Raw genomic sequence first — 16,289 nt, 5'->3', positions numbered from 1 at the left:
CGAGATACGATAAAAGCCAGTAACAGTCTGTCCGTTATTACTGGCTATTTGATTGTCAGTCATACCGAAAGGAATTAACGGTTACCGAACAGGTCAGCAAAACGTTTTTTATTGGTTTCAGTATCAGCCAGCGCTTTAGCTGCATTCAATGGCATTAGCTTAATGCTGTCGCGAGGTGGGAAACCTTGCGGAACGGGCAGGCTGGCATCCGCTGGTAAAAAGCCCTGCTCAAGAACCAGTTGCTGGCCTTCAGGTGAGAGCACAAAATCGACAAAAGCTTTGGCTGCTTCAGGATTTTTGCTATTGCTCATAATGGCAACCGGCTCGGTGACCACGCTCACCCCTTCTTTTGGGAACACGAATTCAATCGGTGCCCCCTTCGCTTTTTCACGGATAGCCATATAGTCCACCAGCACACCATAGGCCTTGCTACCAGAGGCAATCGCACTCATTACGGCACCATTACCACTTTGTGGCATAGCACCATTTTCTTTCAATTTTTCATAATAGTCCCACCCCAGTTTAGGGTCGTCCATGATTGCGGCCTGATGAATTTGTGCCGCTCCTGAATACAGCGGGCTTGGCAGTGTGGTCATATTTTTAACTTCAGGCTTGAGCAAATCATTCCATGACTCGGGTTTTACCGGGGCTTTACTGTGGTAGGCGATTCCAGTGGTAATCAGTTTCGTTCCGGCGTAATAGCCGTCTTTATCATACAGTGCACTATCAAAGCGCGCCGTTTGCGGAGATTTATAAGGCGTTAATAGATTTTGATTCTTCAGAGATTCCATGGTCACACTGTCTGCCAGCAACAGCACATCCGGTGTGGCAGCGCCAGCAGCCAGTTCGGCCTGTAGGCGTGCAGTCAGCTTAGTGGTTCCGTCACGGATCCATTTTACTTCAATGTCCGGGTGCGCCTTTTCAAATGCGTTGACGGTCATCTGCGCATCATCATTCAACTGGCTGGTATAGAGATTCAGCGTAGATTTGGCAGTTGCCGATGCGCTGATAAGAGTGAGCAGCAAGGCTGCAAGCGCATTTTTCTTACTCATGGTCAATCCCCTTTCGTTTTGTTGCGCATATCAGAACAAGGAAATTTGACAGAAGTATGACAAAACAATATTGCGCGATAAAAATCACGTTTTAATAAGTTTTTCTATAATGCATGGACGACCATGAATAACATCAGCGCTTTAAAGAAACAGGATAACAACCCATATTCTCAGCCACTGAATATATTTATACCCTAAATAATTCAAGTTGCTTGTAGGCGCAGAGTCAATCCTGGCGATGAGCATAGATAAACTATGTGATTCGCCAGGATTGACAAAAGTAATGCCCAAGCAACTTGAAGTATGACGGGTATACTCAGTGTATTCTGTTATTGCTGGATATTATTATCATCACATTATTGATAAAAGGTGTTATCAGTCTCTGATATTATAACCTGCCACAGAATCGGGAATAGATAACATCATTCCCGATTCTGTATTCCCCTTATATAACTGGCAGTTCTTTTAATAATGCCTCTTCCATCAACTGAGCAAGCATTATTTGTGCGGTGTGAGAGCTACCGTTTGTCTGATATTGTTTAAGTGAAATACCTACCGAACCCGGCGCGGGTAAAAGATGCGTTAACTTACGCAAACTCGCTGGCATGCCGATTTGTGTACGTACGGTTATCCCAAGCCCTGCCTGGACTGCTGCCCAAATACCGCTCAGACTCTGACTCACAAAGACCACACGCCAGGGAATTCCTGCCTTGTCCAGGCATGCTGTAGCACGTGAACGCATCAAACAGGGGCTGTCAAACATCACCAGTGGCAAGGGCTCACCATTTTCCAGTAAAGGAGAAATGTTAAAATCAGGATGATGGATCCAGGAGAGCGGGCAGTCACCGAGTAATTTACCACTCTGAAGCTGCGTGTCTGATTGCCATACCAGTGCCATATCCAGTAATTGATTATCCAGTGCGGTATTCAGTGCCTGATTGCGATCCACTCTGGCAACTATCCGTAATTCCGGATAATGACGTTTGAATTGCCCCAGAATGCCAGGCATCAACGCCTCACCAAAATCTTCCTGCAGACCAATGCGCAGTTCACCGGTTAACAGCTCACCTTTCATCGCCCGCAATGTTTCATCGTTCAGCGCCAGCATACGTCGGGCATAACTGAGCAATATTTCACCCTGGTCGGTGAGCTGTAGATGACGACCTTTTTTCACCACTAAAGCGGTATCACACTGTGCCTCAAGTTTTTTCAACTGAGAGCTGACCGCAGAGGTGGAACGGGCAAGCCGGGAAGCCGCCTGCGCAAAGCTGCCGGACTCAATGCCTGCCACAAAACTCCGTAACGCATCCAAATCCAGTGCAGGGGTAAGTTTATTCACAATCATCCTTATTATCGGGACTGTTCGTTTTAAATAATTTGATTTTCAGGATAAAACTATTGCGCGAGTATCACTGCTATGTCAATAAGGAGTCAATGTCATGGTAAAAATTCTCGATAAAGAAACGCTCGCTCAAGTAGCACCAAAACTTGCCGAACTGAGTAACGATGTACTGTTTAATGATATCTGGGCACGTCGAGTACTTTCCCCGCATGACCGCAGTCTGATAACGCTGTCAGCCCTGGCCGCAATGGGGCGGTTACAGCAGCTTCCCTGGCACCTCAGTTTTGCCCGTCAGAATGGCGTCAGTGACGAGGAAATTACCGAGCTATTCACACATCTGGCATTCTATGCAGGCTGGCCCGCGGCAGTATCTGCACTCGGTTGTCTTAATGAGGAGAGCGACTGATGCCTGTTACCCGAATCACACTGGGCGATCATTACACCGATACTCAGCTGGAAGACATTTCTGCCATTCTGCATCAAAGTCTGACAGAAGAGTTTTCCGTTCCATTAAATGACTGTTTTCAGATCTTTGAAAGACTTCCTGACAGTCAGCGCGTGTTTGACCGACACTATCAGAGCGGTAAGCGCAGCAATAACTTTGTCCTCTTTCAGATAACAGCAGGCAAGCTACGGACGATGGAGCAGAAGCAAAATCTCTACTCTGTACTGAGTCAGCGCCTTTTCTCAGCATTGGACATTAATCCCGATGACGTCATGGTGATTATTCAGTTTAATCACGCTGAGGACTGGAGCTTCAGCAATGGCGAAATGTATTGCCCGGAGGCGTTATGATTATTATGCAATACAGTTTTACGCTTCCCGCCGATTACGATATGTCGATAATCGAACAACGTATTCAAGATAATGGCCACAAACTCGATGGTTTTCCGGGCTTATTACTAAAAGCCTTTCTGTTTTCACGGTCGGATGATAGCCGACTTGGCGCAAAGGAAAATCGCTATGCCCCTTTATACGTCTGGAAAAATACTGAAGCGATGACCCGGTTTCTACAAAGCCCCGGTTTTGTTCGCCTGACGCAAGACTTTGGCTGGCCACTCATTAAGACCTGGCAGGCACTGCGTACTCCTCAGGTTGAAGATGTCCGCTATAAACCATTTTTAGCCATCACCAGGCAACAGATCTTGCCGTATAGCCCTCTCACTTCGTTTGCTATGAATGGACAACTTTGTGGCTGGGATGTTTACCTGTGGCAGCTATTGGATATCACATTCCTTGAAGAGCCCGGGCATGGCGAGGATAATTATCGTATTGGTTATCTTGCCGCAGAAGAAAACCTTCTTCCTGAAAATGCGGTATGATTTAGCCTCCGGGTAAACAGACGGTTACCCGGTGACTGACATCTTCCTACTCTTAAGGCCGCCATGAATATAATGTCAATTTCCCCCTCTGAAGCACAACAGCAACAAACTAAGGGGGCTCTTTTAGTCGATATCCGTGAGGCAGATGAATATGCCCGTGAAAACATTCCTGCGTCCCGTCTTCTGCCCCTTTCAGCAATTGAACAAGGTGCCCGGCTGGAGAAGTTAACGGCTGATGATGTGGTGATTTTTCACTGCCAGTCAGGGGCACGAACCGCCAAAAATGCCTCAAAACTGGCGGAAATCGCCGCGCCTGCCAAGGCATTAGTCCTTGAAGGTGGATTGAATAACTGGAAACAAACCGGATTAACCCTGGCTATTGATAAGTCCCAGCCATTACCCATTATGCGCCAGGTACAAATTATCGCCGGAAGCTTAGTGGTGCTCGGCGTCGCCCTCGGATACAGCTTTAACCCAATCTTTTTCTTACTTTCAGGTGCCGTTGGAGCGGGTTTATTATTTGCAGGTATCAGTGGTTTTTGCGGACTGGCACGATTACTGAATATCATGCCATGGAACCGATGAATATAGCAGGATGAGGGGCTTCTGTTATTGCTTTATTCGGGATTAGAAAAGCTCCCCTGGCTAATGAACTGACTGAACTGGATGCACTGGCAGGCTGGAAAGTAAGTGAGTATTTTTCAGACAAAGAACGTGCAGCATTAGCCCGGACTGAGTCGCTAACATTGATCGCTGAGAGTCAGGCTGGGGATGATGTTTATCAGCCACTGCTAACGCTATTTACTGCCGAAGAGACAGCTGATTTAACTTCGCAGCAAGCTTAATGAATGCTTTTAATCAGCTATCTATTAGGATGCATCAATAGCAAAAAACAGGCCCATATCAAGCCTGTTTTTTTTGTGTCATATTATATTCATATTGTACATCATTCTGAAAAATCGCCTTTCCATATTGGTTATAAATTTGGCAAATACAGATACCCATTTATCTTAATGTTATTACTAATTCTACAGCCAAATTTTTGCTTGATATCACAAAATATCACTACTGATATTCAGCAATATGAAAAAATATTCAACAGCCATTATCCCCGCTCAGCCCTGTGATACCGGGGAACTACTACCCACACTAAACGCACGGGTATTTGATAATATCAAAATTGAGGGTTGTCTCAGATTTTCGATATGTTAGGGTAGATAGCGTCCACTATTTCTTGTCAGGAATAATTATAGATAAATCAAAACACAGGAATATTTTTATTGCATGGCAATTAAATTAGAAGTGAAGAATTTATATAAGATATTTGGTGAACATCCTCAGCGCGCATTTAAATATATTGATAAAGGAATGTCGAAAAGCGAACTGCTGGAAAAAACAGGTCTGTCACTGGGCGTTAAAGACGCCAGTCTGGCCATTGAAGAAGGCGAGATTTTTGTCATCATGGGGTTGTCCGGTTCAGGAAAATCCACCATGGTTCGCCTTCTCAATCGCCTGATTGAACCGACCCGAGGTCAAGTACTGATAGACGGTGTCGATATTGCGAAAATATCTGATACTGAGCTTCGTGAAGTCCGCAGAAATAAAATTGCAATGGTCTTCCAGTCATTTGCTTTAATGCCACATATGACGGTAATAAATAATGCTGCATTTGGTATGGAGCTGGCAGGTATTCCGGTAGCAGAACGCCAGGAAAAAGCATTAGATGCGCTCCGTCAGGTTGGGCTGGAAAATTATGCTCACGCTTATCCGGATGAACTTTCTGGTGGTATGCGACAACGCGTTGGCCTTGCGCGAGCATTAGCGATTAATCCAGATATATTATTGATGGATGAAGCTTTCTCTGCACTCGACCCATTAATTAGAGCTGAGATGCAAGATGAATTAATTAATCTACAGTCCAAGCATCAACGTACTGTTGTTTTTATATCTCATGACCTTGATGAAGCCATGCGAATCGGCGACAGAATAGCCATTATGCAAGGTGGAGAAGTTATTCAGGTCGGTACCCCGGATGAAATTCTTAACAATCCGGCCAATGATTATGTCCGTACCTTTTTCCGTGGCGTGGATATTAGTCAGGTATTTAGCGCGAAAGATATTGCCCGTCGTAATCCTGCTGGTCTGCTACGTAAAACAGCCGGTTTTGGTCCCCGATCTGCACTGAAGTTATTACAGGATGCAGACCGTGACTATGGCTATATTATCGATCGTGACCAAAAGTTTCTCGGTATTGTTTCTGGCGATTCATTAAAAGCTGCTCTTGCTGCAGGGCAAAGTCTGGATTCTGCATTTATTGAGAATCCGGCCCCGGTATCTGCGGATACGTCACTCAGTGAATTACTCTCCCATGTTGGCCTGTCTGCATGTGCAGTGCCAGTTATCGGAGAAAATCAACAGTATGTCGGCGTTATCTCTAAAGGGGTGTTATTGCAGGCTTTAGATCGTGAGGGAACCAATAATGAGTGATACAGCAAATCCGTGGGATACCGGTAGTGAAGCAGTACAAAGTACTGCGGGTGCAGAAGATGCATGGGGCAGTCCTGCCACTGATGCCGCGACGGGAACGGGGGCTGATGCCGCCACAAGCTCGAGTGACTGGCTGACATCAGCCCCCAGCGCACCGGCAGAGCATTTCAATATTCTTGATCCTTTTCATAAAACGCTGATCCCGCTTGATACTTGGGTCACTGAAGGGATCGATTGGGTAGTTATTCATTTCCGTCCATTGTTTCAGGGAATACGGGTTCCTGTTGATTATATTTTAAGTGGTTTTCAGCAAGCGCTACTGGGTATGCCCTCCGTCGTCGCTATCATTGTTTTTGCACTGATTGCCTGGCAGATGTCGACCTTTGGCATGGGCGTCGCAACGCTGATATCGCTGATAGCTATCGGGGCAATTGGCGCCTGGTCACAAGCGATGGTGACACTGGCTCTGGTACTGACGGCATTATTCTTCTGCATAATAATAGGCCTGCCTATGGGGATCTGGCTGGCGCGCAGTGACCGCGCAGCCAGGATTATCCGTCCATTGCTTGATGCGATGCAAACCACACCGGCCTTCGTTTACCTAGTGCCTATTGTCATGCTATTTGGTATCGGTAATGTGCCGGGGGTTGTGGTCACCATTATTTTTGCACTGCCGCCGATTATACGTCTGACCATTCTTGGTATTAAGCAAGTACCAGAAGACTTGATTGAAGCTGCGCGCTCATTTGGTGCCAGTCCACGTCAGATGCTGTTTAAAGTTCAGCTCCCTCAAGCCATGCCGACCATTATGGCTGGCGTCAATCAGACACTGATGCTTGCTCTGTCAATGGTGGTCATTGCATCAATGATTGCTGTCGGTGGCTTAGGTCAGATGGTACTGCGCGGTATCGGCCGCCTTGATATGGGGCTGGCTACCGTCGGAGGGGTCGGAATTGTTATCCTGGCCATCATCCTTGACCGCTTAACTCAGTCTGTTGGTCGTGACGCACGCTCCAAAGGCAATCGCCGCTGGTATACCACCGGCCCATTGGGTTTATTAACCCGTCCCTTCATGAAATAAGCCAGAGCGGTGGCCTCGCGCCACTTCTCCAGCCCATCACAACATAAAAAAGGAATAACGATGCGACATACCGCTATCTTAGCCACGGCTTTTGCCACACTCGTTACCACCAGCTCCCTCACCTTTGCAGCTGAGTTGCCGGGTAAAGGTATCACCGTACAACCCGTACAAAGCACCATTGCCGAAGAAACCTTCCAGACATTGCTGGTAAGCAGAGCCCTTGAGAAACTCGGCTATACCGTCAACAAACCTAGTGAGGTGGATTATAACGTCGGATACACCTCAATCGCTTCTGGCGATGCCACTTTCACTGCCGTTAACTGGCAATCTCTGCATGACGATATGTATGCCGCAGCCGGTGGTGACAAAAAGTTTTACCGTGAAGGCGTACTGGTTTCCGGAGCTGCACAGGGTTACTTGATCGATAAAAAAACCGCGGATAAATATAAAATTACCAACATAGAGCAATTGAAAGATCCGGAAATTGCGAAGCTCTTCTCCCGAAATGGTGAAGGTAAGGCAGAACTCACTGGCTGTGCGCCAGGCTGGGGCTGCGAAGCAGTGCTCAATCATCAGAATACCGCCTACGGTCTTGAAAAGACGGTGCATGTTAACCACGGTAACTACTCAGCGATGATGGCAGATACCATCGCGCGCTTCAAAGAAGGTAAACCGGTACTTTACTATACCTGGACACCTTACTGGGTCAGTGATGTACTGAAGCCAGGTAAAGATGTAGTCTGGTTACAAGTTCCGTTCTCTTCCTTGCCTGGCGTACAGAAAGATATCGACACCAAACTCCCTAACGGTGCCAACTATGGCTTCCCGGTCAGCACCATGCATATCGCGGCAAACAAAGAGTGGGCTGAGAAGAATCCACAAGCAGCGAAACTCTTTGCAATCATGAAACTACCTTTAGCAGATATCAATGCGCAGAATTCCATGATGCACAACGGTAAATCTTCAGAAGCCGATATCAATAACCATGTTGATGGCTGGATAAAAGCACACCAGGCAGAATTTGACGGCTGGGTGAATGAAGCCCTGGCCGCTAAATAACTGAGTCTGAGTTAAATCCTGACGCGATATATCAGACAGGGCGATAACGCCCTGTCTTTTTTTTATCCATTTTGTGTTTCTGAATATCTCCAATCCCTTCTATACCCAAAATAATTCGAGTTGCTTGTAGGCGCCCAGTTCAGCCCGTCGATGAGCATAGATAAACTATGTGATTCGGCGGGCTGGACGCAGGCAACACCCAAGCAACTTGAAGTATGACGGGTATATATATGTCATTCGACTATAACCGCACAAACTAGCACCTCTTCCTATTTTTTTCTGACCCGCTTATTGGGTATGCTCTTCTCCATCTATTTGGCAAATTGACGTTAATCATCTTAATAATGAAAAATAATCAATCCGGACTCAGTACTCCACTTATCATTCTGATGTCTGTCGCTACCGGGCTGGCAGTGGCCAGTAATTACTATGTTCAGCCCCTACTCGACACTATCGCAAATGCATTTTCCCTTTCTATCAACCAGGCTGGGCTGATTGTTACCGCTGCACAACTGGGCTATGCGGCAGGCTTACTCTTCCTGGTTCCGCTGGGTGATATGTTTGAACGTCGCCGTTTGATTGTCACCATGACATTGCTGGCTGCAGGGGGCATGCTGCTTACTGCCAGCAGTCAGTCATTATGGGTCATGATCCTCGGAACTGCACTGACCGGGCTTTTTTCCGTCGTCGCACAAATCCTCGTTCCTTTGGCTGCGACACTGGCCGCACCGGAAAAACGCGGAAAGGTGGTGGGGACGATTATGAGCGGCTTATTACTGGGTATTCTGCTGGCCCGAACCGTGGCTGGTTTACTTGCAAGCCTGGGAGGATGGCGTACGGTCTACTGGGTTGCCAGTATACTGATGATCCTGATGGCACTAGCCCTGTGGCGCGGTTTACCACGAGTGAAGCAAGATAATCACCTTAATTATCCGCAACTCCTGGGGTCAATTTTCAGTCTCTTTACCCGTCATCCTTTACTGCGGACACGCGCCTTATTAGGCTGCCTGACCTTTGCAAATTTCAGTATTCTCTGGACTTCAATGGCATTTCTGCTCGCCTCCCCGCCTTTTAACTATTCAGATGCAATGATTGGTCTGTTTGGCTTGGTGGGGGCGGCAGGTGCGTTAGGAGCCCGTCCGGCAGGCAGTTTATCGGATAAAGGCAAAGCTCATCTCACCACCAGTATCGGGCTACTGCTATTACTGCTGTCATGGGGGGCAACCGCTGCCGGCCAGTATTCTGTTATCGCCCTGATTGTCGGCATACTGATCCTCGATTTGACTGTGCAAGGTGTACATATCACCAACCAAAGTGTGATTTATCATATGATGCCCGAGGCACGTAATCGTCTGACTGCCGGGTATATGACCAGTTATTTTATTGGCGGGGCTGCAGGTTCATTAATTTCGGCAGGAGCCTATCAGCATGCTGGCTGGACTGGGGTCTGCATTGCCGGAGCCAGCGTTTCTTTACTAGGGCTGCTGGTCTGGTGGCTCGGTTATCATAAGCAACCCGTTTAGCTTTATTATTACCCTCCGCTCTGAATGGCCGGAGGGATTTCTCATAGAAGAATTCGCGGAACAAAGGAATTGAACGTATACAAACGTATATTTTTGTATAGTCAGGAGATTTACTTTATTTGTAACTGCCGTTACTATACCGGGTGAAATTAATGAGGTTATATTAAAAATGGACAGTTCGTTTGCCCCTATTGAACAAATGCTTACAACACGCGCGCAGCGTTGTAAGGATTTTCCGTATCAGGAAATTCTCCTGACACGACTGTGTATGCATATGCACGGTAAACTTTTGGAAAATCGTAATAAAATGCTGAAAGCGCAAGGGATCAACGAAACCTTGTTCATGGCGTTAATCACTTTAGAAGCTCAGGAAAATCACAGTATCCAACCTTCTGAACTGAGCAATGCGTTAGGTTCTTCGCGTACCAATGCGACACGTATTGCAGATGAACTGGAAAAACGTGGCTGGATTGAACGTCATGAAAGCGATAATGACCGTCGCTGTTTGTATTTACAGTTAACGAAGCAAGGGCTCGACTTTTTAAACCAGTTACTGCCTCCGCAACACAGTTGCCTGCACCAAATCTGGTCATCGCTTAATAAAGATGAGCAAACACAGCTTGAAACCATTACCCGTAAGCTACTGACTCGTCTTGATCAAATGGATGAAGAATCACATCTTGGTTGATGCTCCCTGACCATGTATACCCAAAAAACGCAATGTTGCCTGAATACCAGCCCTCAGGCGGCTTGAAGTATGAAAGGTATAACGACATTCGTCTCTTTACAGCACACATGTTCTTTTAACCGATATCGACAGGTCCGATAAGATCGAGTGACCTGCCTGTCGACAGTTTCCGTCAAAAATTATCAATAAGTGGAGATTAGCATGAGCACAAATGCGGAGATGAATGCCCCGCAGCAACCCAGCAAGAAAGGAAAGCGTAAAGGCATTCTTCTTTTCTTAACCTTGCTTTTTGTTGCTATTGCCGTGGCCTATGGCGTCTATTGGTTTTTAGTTTTAAGACATTATCAAGAAACCGACGATGCTTATGTATCAGGTAACCAAGTGCAAATCATGGCGCAAGTCTCTGGCAGTGTGACAAAAGTCTGGGCAGATAATACCGACTTTGTAAAACAAGGGGATGTCCTGGTCAGTCTTGATCAAGCAGATGCTGAACAGAGCTTTGAAAAGGCACAAACTCAGCTGGCTTCCAGTGTTCGTCAGATACACCAGTTGATGATTAACAGTAAACAATATCAGGCTAATATTGAGCTACAAAAGACAGCACTGGCTAAAGCGCAACACGATTTAAATCGACGCATTCCACTAGGTCAGGCGAATCTGATTGGTCGTGAAGAGCTACAACATGCCCGTGATGCCGTGGCCAGTGCCCAGGCAGAGCTGGATGTCGCTATTCAGCAATACAATGCCAATCAGGCTATGGTACTGGGAACACGCCTTGAAGATCAGCCTGTGATTAAGCAAGCGGCAGCCGAGGTTCGTGATGCCTGGATGGCACTGCAGCGTACGCAAATTATCAGCCCAATGACTGGATACGTTTCGCAACGTGCAGTACAGGTTGGCTCACAAATCAGTCCGACAACGCCATTAATGGCGATTGTACCGGCTAAAGGGATGTGGGTTGATGCAAACTATAAAGAAACTCAGCTTGCCAATATACGTATAGGTCAGCCAGCCACCGTGGTAACGGATATGTATGGCGATAACGTCGTCTTTACCGGAAAGGTTGTCGGTCTGGATATGGGTACCGGCAGCGCATTTTCTTTACTGCCAGCCCAGAACGCAACCGGTAACTGGATCAAGGTTGTTCAACGCCTGCCAGTCCGCATCGAACTCGATGAACAGCAAATAACAGAGCACCCTCTGCGTATTGGTCTTTCTGCTCTGGTCAATGTGGATACGACATCTACTGAGGGTGCTGTCCTGTCAACGCAGGTTCGTACGACCCCGGTTTACGAAAGCAATGCTCGTGTACTTGATATGGCTCCAGTGAATACGCTTATCGACCAGATTATTCAGGCCAATGCGGGTTAATCAATTGGAGGCTATATGGCACAACGAAAGCCGCTAGAGGGTGCACCACTGGTCATTATGACCATCGCACTTTCACTCGCGACCTTTATGCAAGTGCTGGACTCCACGATTGCTAACGTGGCGATTCCAACTATTGCCGGTAACCTTGGCTCATCAATGAGCCAGGGAACTTGGGTTATTACCTCTTTTGGGGTCGCAAATGCTATTTCCATTCCTATCACTGGCTGGCTGGCCAAGCGGATGGGAGAGGTAAAACTGTTCCTCTGGTCGATAATCCTGTTTGTGGTTACCTCTTGGGCATGTGGTATGTCCAATAGCCTGGAAATGCTGATTTTTTTCCGTGTTCTCCAGGGGCTGGTTGCTGGTCCGTTAATCCCGTTATCTCAAAGTTTATTACTGAATAACTATCCACCCGCTAAACGAAGCCTGGCCCTGGCATTATGGTCAATGACCGTGGTGGTCGCGCCGATTTTTGGCCCTATACTCGGTGGTTATATCAGTGATAATTATCACTGGGGTTGGATCTTCTTTATTAACGTTCCTATTGGCGCAGTTGTAGTACTTCTCACGCTAAGAACCTTACGTGACCGTGAAACAAAGACCGAACACCGCCGTATCGATGCTGTTGGTCTTGGATTACTGGTTATCGGGGTGGGAAGCTTACAAGTCATGCTCGACCGCGGGAAGGAACTGAGTTGGTTTAGCTCCACTGAAATTGTGGTGCTGGCAGCGGTTGCTGTGGTAACGCTGACATTTCTGGTGGTTTGGGAACTGACCGATAAAGACCCCATCGTTGATTTATCGCTGTTTAAATCGCGAAATTTCACCGTGGGCTGTATCTGTATCAGCCTCGCCTATCTGATTTACTTCGGCGCCATCGTCCTGCTGCCGCTGCTATTGCAGGAGGTTTACGGGTATACCGCAACCTGGGCAGGGCTTGCTTCAGCACCGGTAGGACTTCTTCCAGTACTGCTATCACCGATAATTGGCCGTTTCTCCCATAAGATTGATATGCGTCTTTTGGTGACATTCAGCTTTATTGTTTATGCCGTGTGCTTCTACTGGCGCGCCTATACCTTTGAGCCAGGAATAGACTTTGCCGGTGTTGCCTGGCCGCAGTTTGTTCAGGGTTTTGCAGTAGCCTGCTTCTTTATGCCACTGACGGCGATAATTCTTTCCGGTTTACCGCCAGAAAGACTGGCTGCGGCGTCAAGCCTGTCAAACTTCCTGCGTACGCTTGCAGGTTCTATCGGTACCTCAATCACCACCACTATGTGGAGTAACCGTGAATCACTGCACCATGCTCATCTGACAGAATCGGTTACCCCTTATAACCAGAACGCTATCGATACGTACCAGCAATTAGAAAACTTAGGTATGACTCATCAGCAAGCCTCAAGCTATATTGCGCAGCAGATAACCGAGCAAGGGCTGATTATTTCCGCCAACGAAATATTCTGGCTTTCTGGTGGGATCTTTATTCTGCTGATAGGCTTGGTGTGGTTTGCCAGACCGCCGTTTGGGGCAGGAAAAGGTGGAGGCGCTCATTAATATACCCGTCATACTTCAAGTTGCTTGGGTGTTGCCTGCGTTCAGCCCGCCGAATCACAGAATTTATCTGTGCTCACCGACGGGCTGAACTAAAAGCCTGCAAGCAACTCAAATTATTTTGGGTATAAAAACGCTTTAATATCAGAATGAATAAAACGGGAAAGCGAGCGCTTTCCCGTTTTATTTTCTGCGATTCTGCCGCTAAAAATGGCAGCCCAAATGATTTGTATCAGCAAAATATCGCTCCCCACTCCTGCTAACTTTAGTGACGGATGGCGGTTTCTCACGCCATGTTGTCAGTTTTTCGTGAGTATCTGTCAGCGCTCTCAGTCAGGATAGAGACAGACCTAACTAAGGAGAGTCAGCATGTTACAAGTTCCATCACAAAAATATCGCCCGCATACCCCTATTTCATTACCCGATCGTCAATGGCCGGATAAGGTTCTGACTCAGGCTCCTCGCTGGCTTTCTACCGATCTTCGTGATGGTAATCAGTCTCTGGCCGAACCTATGGATAGCGCTCGTAAATTACGTTTCTGGGATCTGTTAATTGCCTGTGGTTTCAAAGAAATTGAAGTGGCTTTCCCGGCTGCATCTGAAACTGACTTTCAGTTCGTCCGTACGCTGATCGAAGAAAAACGCATTCCGGACGATGTCACAATTCAGGTGCTGACTCAGGCACGCAGCGATCTGATTGATCGTACCTTCGCCGCCCTGGAAGGCGCAAAGCGTGCCACCGTCCATGTCTATAATGCCACTGCTCCGTTATTCCGTGATCTGGTCTTCCGTCAGAGTAAGGAAGAGATTGTTCAGTTGGCGGTCAATGCCACACGTCAGGTCAGAGCCTTATGCGAAGCAAATCCCAATACTGAATGGAGCTACGAATACTCCCCGGAAACCTTCTGTTTCACTGAATCTGATTTTGCCCTGCAGATCTGCGAAGCCGTTGCTGATATCTGGGAACCCTCCGCAACCCGTCCAATGATCCTTAATTTGCCAGCAACGGTAGAAGTCAATACCCCGAATGTCTATGCGGATCAGATCGAATATTTTTGTCGTCATTTCTCAAGACGCCGCGATGTGTGTATCAGCGTTCATCCTCATAACGACAGAGGTTGTGGTATTGCTGCTGCTGAACTGGCGGTTCTGGCGGGTGCCGACAGAATTGAAGGCTGCTTATTTGGTAACGGTGAACGTACCGGTAACGTCTGCCTGGTTACACTGGCGATGAATCTCTACAGTCAGGGAATCGATCCTGAACTGGATTTCAGCGATATCAAGAGTGTGGTCGAGTGTGTCGAACAATGTAACCAGTTGCCTGTACATCCTCGTCATCCTTATGCCGGAAAGCTAGCCTTTACCGCTTTTTCGGGTTCCCATCAGGATGCGATTAAAAAAGGTTTTACTGCACGTCAGACATCTCCTTCTCCATTGTGGGAAATGCCCTACCTGCCGGTTGATCCTGAAGATATGGGCTGTACTTATGAAGCGGTTATTCGCGTCAACAGTCAGTCGGGTAAAAGTGGGGCTGCCTGGATCCTTGAACAGAACCATGGGCTGGTATTACCGCGCGGTCTGCAGCAGGACTTTAGTTACCATGTTCAGGTTCAAACTGACCGTCATGGTAATGAAATGACGCTGACGGCACTGTGGCAGCTGTTCCGTGATTTGTACGGACCACATCAAACAGCCCCACGTCAGTTACTGGATTACCGCAGTGAAAGCCACGCCGATGGTACCTTGCAGTTAGTCGCGCGCATTCAAACACCGGAAGGGGTTATCACCTTACAAGGTAAAGGAAATGGCCTGTTATCCGCCGCGGCTGATGCCCTGAAAAGTCGATTCAATATCGCCCTGGCGATTGATAACTATCATGAGCATACCCTTGGACGGCATAGCGAGAGTCGTTCTGCGGCCTATATTCGCTGCAACTTTGCTAATGGTGAAAGCCGCTGGGGTGTGGGTATCGATAACGATATTTCACGGGCTTCTTTACAGGCACTGCTTAATACCCTTCCCCCGGCTACTGATGCGTAAAGTAATCGCTGGGTGATACACCCAGCGTGCGCCGAAACATTGCACTAAAGGCTCCGGGACTTTCGTAACCTAATTCGAGAGCGACCCGGAGTACTGACTGCCCCTGAGCCAGCAGACTAAGAGCCTCCATCAGTCGTGCCCGCCTGACCCACTCACTGAATGCCAGTCCAGTCTGCTGCTGAAAATGACGCAACAAGGTTCTTTCACTGACAGCAATTTTTTGCGCCGCTTGTGCCGTCGTCCACCGAATACCCGGCTGGGCCTGAATCTGACGACACAGTGACAGTAACGCCTCTGATTGCGGTTCCGGTAAGTTAAAAGGTAAGGTATCCATTACCCGGATCTCATCAAGAATCAACTCATAAATGCGCTCTTCTCTGCTACCGGCACTGTAACGTTCCGGCAGTGCCAGAACGTTAATAATCAGTTCACGTAACAAAGACGAAATCTGTACCACCTGGCAAACCGAAGGCAGATCCGCTCTGGCAAAAGGATCGATAAATAAGGTTCTGGCAGCCACATCACCGGTCGCCTGCAGGCGATGACGTGTACCGGCAGGTAACCAGACCCCCCGGCTCGGCGGTACAACCCAATGTCCCTGATCCGTTTCTACACGCACCACACCGCTAAGCGTGTGCAAGAGCTGCGCACAGTTATGGCTATGCCAGGGTTCCTTTGCTCCATGTCGATAATCTTGGGCAAAAGGCACTATCGGGCGAGTTGAAAAATCAAACAGCAGCTCTGTAGACATGGTTAGCAGATTAAATGAAAAATAG

At 47.6% G+C, this 16,289-nt stretch carries 15 protein-coding genes; 12 read left to right on the top strand and 3 right to left on the bottom strand.

Annotated elements, in window-relative coordinates; genetic code table 11:
• Positions 1-74: 74 nt before the first annotated feature.
• Positions 75-1,052, bottom strand: a complete 978-nt coding sequence (locus Q1A40_RS05160; protein WP_299998376.1) for an ABC transporter substrate-binding protein — start codon at positions 1,050-1,052, stop codon at positions 75-77.
• Between the two features lie 445 nt (positions 1,053-1,497).
• Positions 1,498-2,403, bottom strand: coding sequence for a LysR substrate-binding domain-containing protein (locus Q1A40_RS05155; protein WP_299998585.1), 906 nt, complete (start codon positions 2,401-2,403; stop codon positions 1,498-1,500).
• Positions 2,404-2,491: 88 nt separating this feature from the next.
• On the opposite strand from Q1A40_RS05155, the gene Q1A40_RS05150 reads away from it, so the two are divergent.
• The 12 genes from Q1A40_RS05150 (at position 2,492) to leuA (ending at position 15,513) form a co-directional block, all read left to right on the top strand.
• Positions 2,492-2,800, top strand: coding sequence for a carboxymuconolactone decarboxylase family protein (locus Q1A40_RS05150; RefSeq protein WP_299998375.1), 309 nt, complete (start codon positions 2,492-2,494; stop codon positions 2,798-2,800).
• Positions 2,800-3,189, top strand: a complete 390-nt coding sequence (locus Q1A40_RS05145; protein WP_299998374.1) for a tautomerase family protein — start codon at positions 2,800-2,802, stop codon at positions 3,187-3,189. The genes Q1A40_RS05150 and Q1A40_RS05145 overlap by 1 nt, the downstream gene beginning before the upstream one ends.
• Positions 3,186-3,716: a DUF4865 family protein gene (locus Q1A40_RS05140; protein ID WP_299998373.1), complete on the top strand. Its 531-nt coding sequence runs from the start codon at positions 3,186-3,188 to the stop codon at positions 3,714-3,716. Before Q1A40_RS05145 ends, Q1A40_RS05140 begins: the two co-directional genes overlap by 4 nt.
• Positions 3,717-3,779: 63 nt before the next feature.
• Positions 3,780-4,301 carry a rhodanese family protein gene (locus Q1A40_RS05135; protein WP_299998372.1) on the top strand — a complete coding sequence of 174 codons (522 nt, stop codon included), beginning with the start codon at positions 3,780-3,782 and terminating at the stop codon, positions 4,299-4,301.
• 699 nt (positions 4,302-5,000) lie between these two features.
• Positions 5,001-6,203, top strand: a complete 1,203-nt coding sequence (proV, locus tag Q1A40_RS05130) for a glycine betaine/L-proline ABC transporter ATP-binding protein ProV (RefSeq protein ID WP_299998371.1) — start codon at positions 5,001-5,003, stop codon at positions 6,201-6,203.
• Entirely contained in the window at positions 6,196-7,284 is a 1,089-nt protein-coding gene (gene proW, locus Q1A40_RS05125; protein WP_299998370.1) for a glycine betaine/L-proline ABC transporter permease ProW, read from the top strand. Before proV ends, proW begins: the two co-directional genes overlap by 8 nt.
• A gap of 60 nt (positions 7,285-7,344) precedes the next feature.
• Entirely contained in the window at positions 7,345-8,343 is a 999-nt protein-coding gene (proX, locus tag Q1A40_RS05120; RefSeq protein WP_299998369.1) for a glycine betaine/L-proline ABC transporter substrate-binding protein ProX, read from the top strand.
• 344 nt (positions 8,344-8,687) lie between these two features.
• Entirely contained in the window at positions 8,688-9,866 is a 1,179-nt protein-coding gene (locus tag Q1A40_RS05115) for an MFS transporter (protein WP_299998368.1), read from the top strand.
• Between the two features lie 169 nt (positions 9,867-10,035).
• A complete protein-coding gene (gene mprA / locus Q1A40_RS05110) occupies positions 10,036-10,554 on the top strand; it encodes a transcriptional repressor MprA (protein WP_299998367.1) in 519 nt (172 codons plus the stop codon).
• A 201-nt stretch (positions 10,555-10,755) separates the two neighbouring features.
• The gene (gene emrA / locus Q1A40_RS05105) at positions 10,756-11,925 is read left to right on the top strand and encodes a multidrug efflux MFS transporter periplasmic adaptor subunit EmrA (RefSeq protein WP_299998366.1); all 1,170 of its coding nucleotides are present in this window, start codon (positions 10,756-10,758) and stop codon (positions 11,923-11,925) included.
• A 15-nt stretch (positions 11,926-11,940) separates the two neighbouring features.
• Positions 11,941-13,476 (top strand): multidrug efflux MFS transporter permease subunit EmrB, encoded by a 1,536-nt coding sequence (emrB, locus tag Q1A40_RS05100; protein WP_299998365.1) that lies wholly within the window; start codon positions 11,941-11,943, stop codon positions 13,474-13,476.
• A gap of 366 nt (positions 13,477-13,842) precedes the next feature.
• On the top strand, positions 13,843-15,513 hold the full coding sequence (gene leuA / locus Q1A40_RS05095) for a 2-isopropylmalate synthase (RefSeq protein WP_299998364.1): 1,671 nt from the start codon (positions 13,843-13,845) through the stop codon (positions 15,511-15,513).
• Here the strand turns inward: leuA and Q1A40_RS05090 are convergent.
• Positions 15,500-16,264 (bottom strand): helix-turn-helix transcriptional regulator, encoded by a 765-nt coding sequence (locus tag Q1A40_RS05090; RefSeq protein ID WP_299998363.1) that lies wholly within the window; start codon positions 16,262-16,264, stop codon positions 15,500-15,502. The two genes, leuA and Q1A40_RS05090, sit on opposite strands and share 14 nt — an antisense overlap.
• Positions 16,265-16,289 lie beyond the last annotated feature (25 nt).

This window comes from uncultured Cedecea sp. (assembly GCF_947498825.1).
GTDB lineage: Bacteria > Pseudomonadota > Gammaproteobacteria > Enterobacterales > Enterobacteriaceae > JGM124.
The sequence above is the reverse complement of the archived record's forward strand: the minus strand, read 5'-3'. Positions and strand labels throughout refer to the sequence as shown.

What these genes read in the sequence shown, in the direction of transcription:
- Q1A40_RS05160 (WP_299998376.1), bottom strand. Translation starts at nt 1,052, where the DNA reads ATGAGTAAGAAAAATGCGCTTGCAGCCTTGCTGCTCACTCTTATCAGC.
- Q1A40_RS05150 (WP_299998375.1), top strand. Translation starts at nt 2,492, where the DNA reads ATGGTAAAAATTCTCGATAAAGAAACGCTCGCTCAAGTAGCACCAAAA.
- Q1A40_RS05145 (WP_299998374.1), top strand. Translation starts at nt 2,800, where the DNA reads ATGCCTGTTACCCGAATCACACTGGGCGATCATTACACCGATACTCAG.
- Q1A40_RS05140 (WP_299998373.1), top strand. Translation starts at nt 3,186, where the DNA reads ATGATTATTATGCAATACAGTTTTACGCTTCCCGCCGATTACGATATG.
- Q1A40_RS05135 (WP_299998372.1), top strand. Translation starts at nt 3,780, where the DNA reads ATGAATATAATGTCAATTTCCCCCTCTGAAGCACAACAGCAACAAACT.
- proV (WP_299998371.1), top strand. Translation starts at nt 5,001, where the DNA reads ATGGCAATTAAATTAGAAGTGAAGAATTTATATAAGATATTTGGTGAA.
- proW (WP_299998370.1), top strand. Translation starts at nt 6,196, where the DNA reads ATGAGTGATACAGCAAATCCGTGGGATACCGGTAGTGAAGCAGTACAA.
- proX (WP_299998369.1), top strand. Translation starts at nt 7,345, where the DNA reads ATGCGACATACCGCTATCTTAGCCACGGCTTTTGCCACACTCGTTACC.
- Q1A40_RS05115 (WP_299998368.1), top strand. Translation starts at nt 8,688, where the DNA reads ATGAAAAATAATCAATCCGGACTCAGTACTCCACTTATCATTCTGATG.
- mprA (WP_299998367.1), top strand. Translation starts at nt 10,036, where the DNA reads ATGGACAGTTCGTTTGCCCCTATTGAACAAATGCTTACAACACGCGCG.
- emrA (WP_299998366.1), top strand. Translation starts at nt 10,756, where the DNA reads ATGAGCACAAATGCGGAGATGAATGCCCCGCAGCAACCCAGCAAGAAA.
- emrB (WP_299998365.1), top strand. Translation starts at nt 11,941, where the DNA reads ATGGCACAACGAAAGCCGCTAGAGGGTGCACCACTGGTCATTATGACC.
- leuA (WP_299998364.1), top strand. Translation starts at nt 13,843, where the DNA reads ATGTTACAAGTTCCATCACAAAAATATCGCCCGCATACCCCTATTTCA.
- Q1A40_RS05090 (WP_299998363.1), bottom strand. Translation starts at nt 16,264, where the DNA reads ATGTCTACAGAGCTGCTGTTTGATTTTTCAACTCGCCCGATAGTGCCT.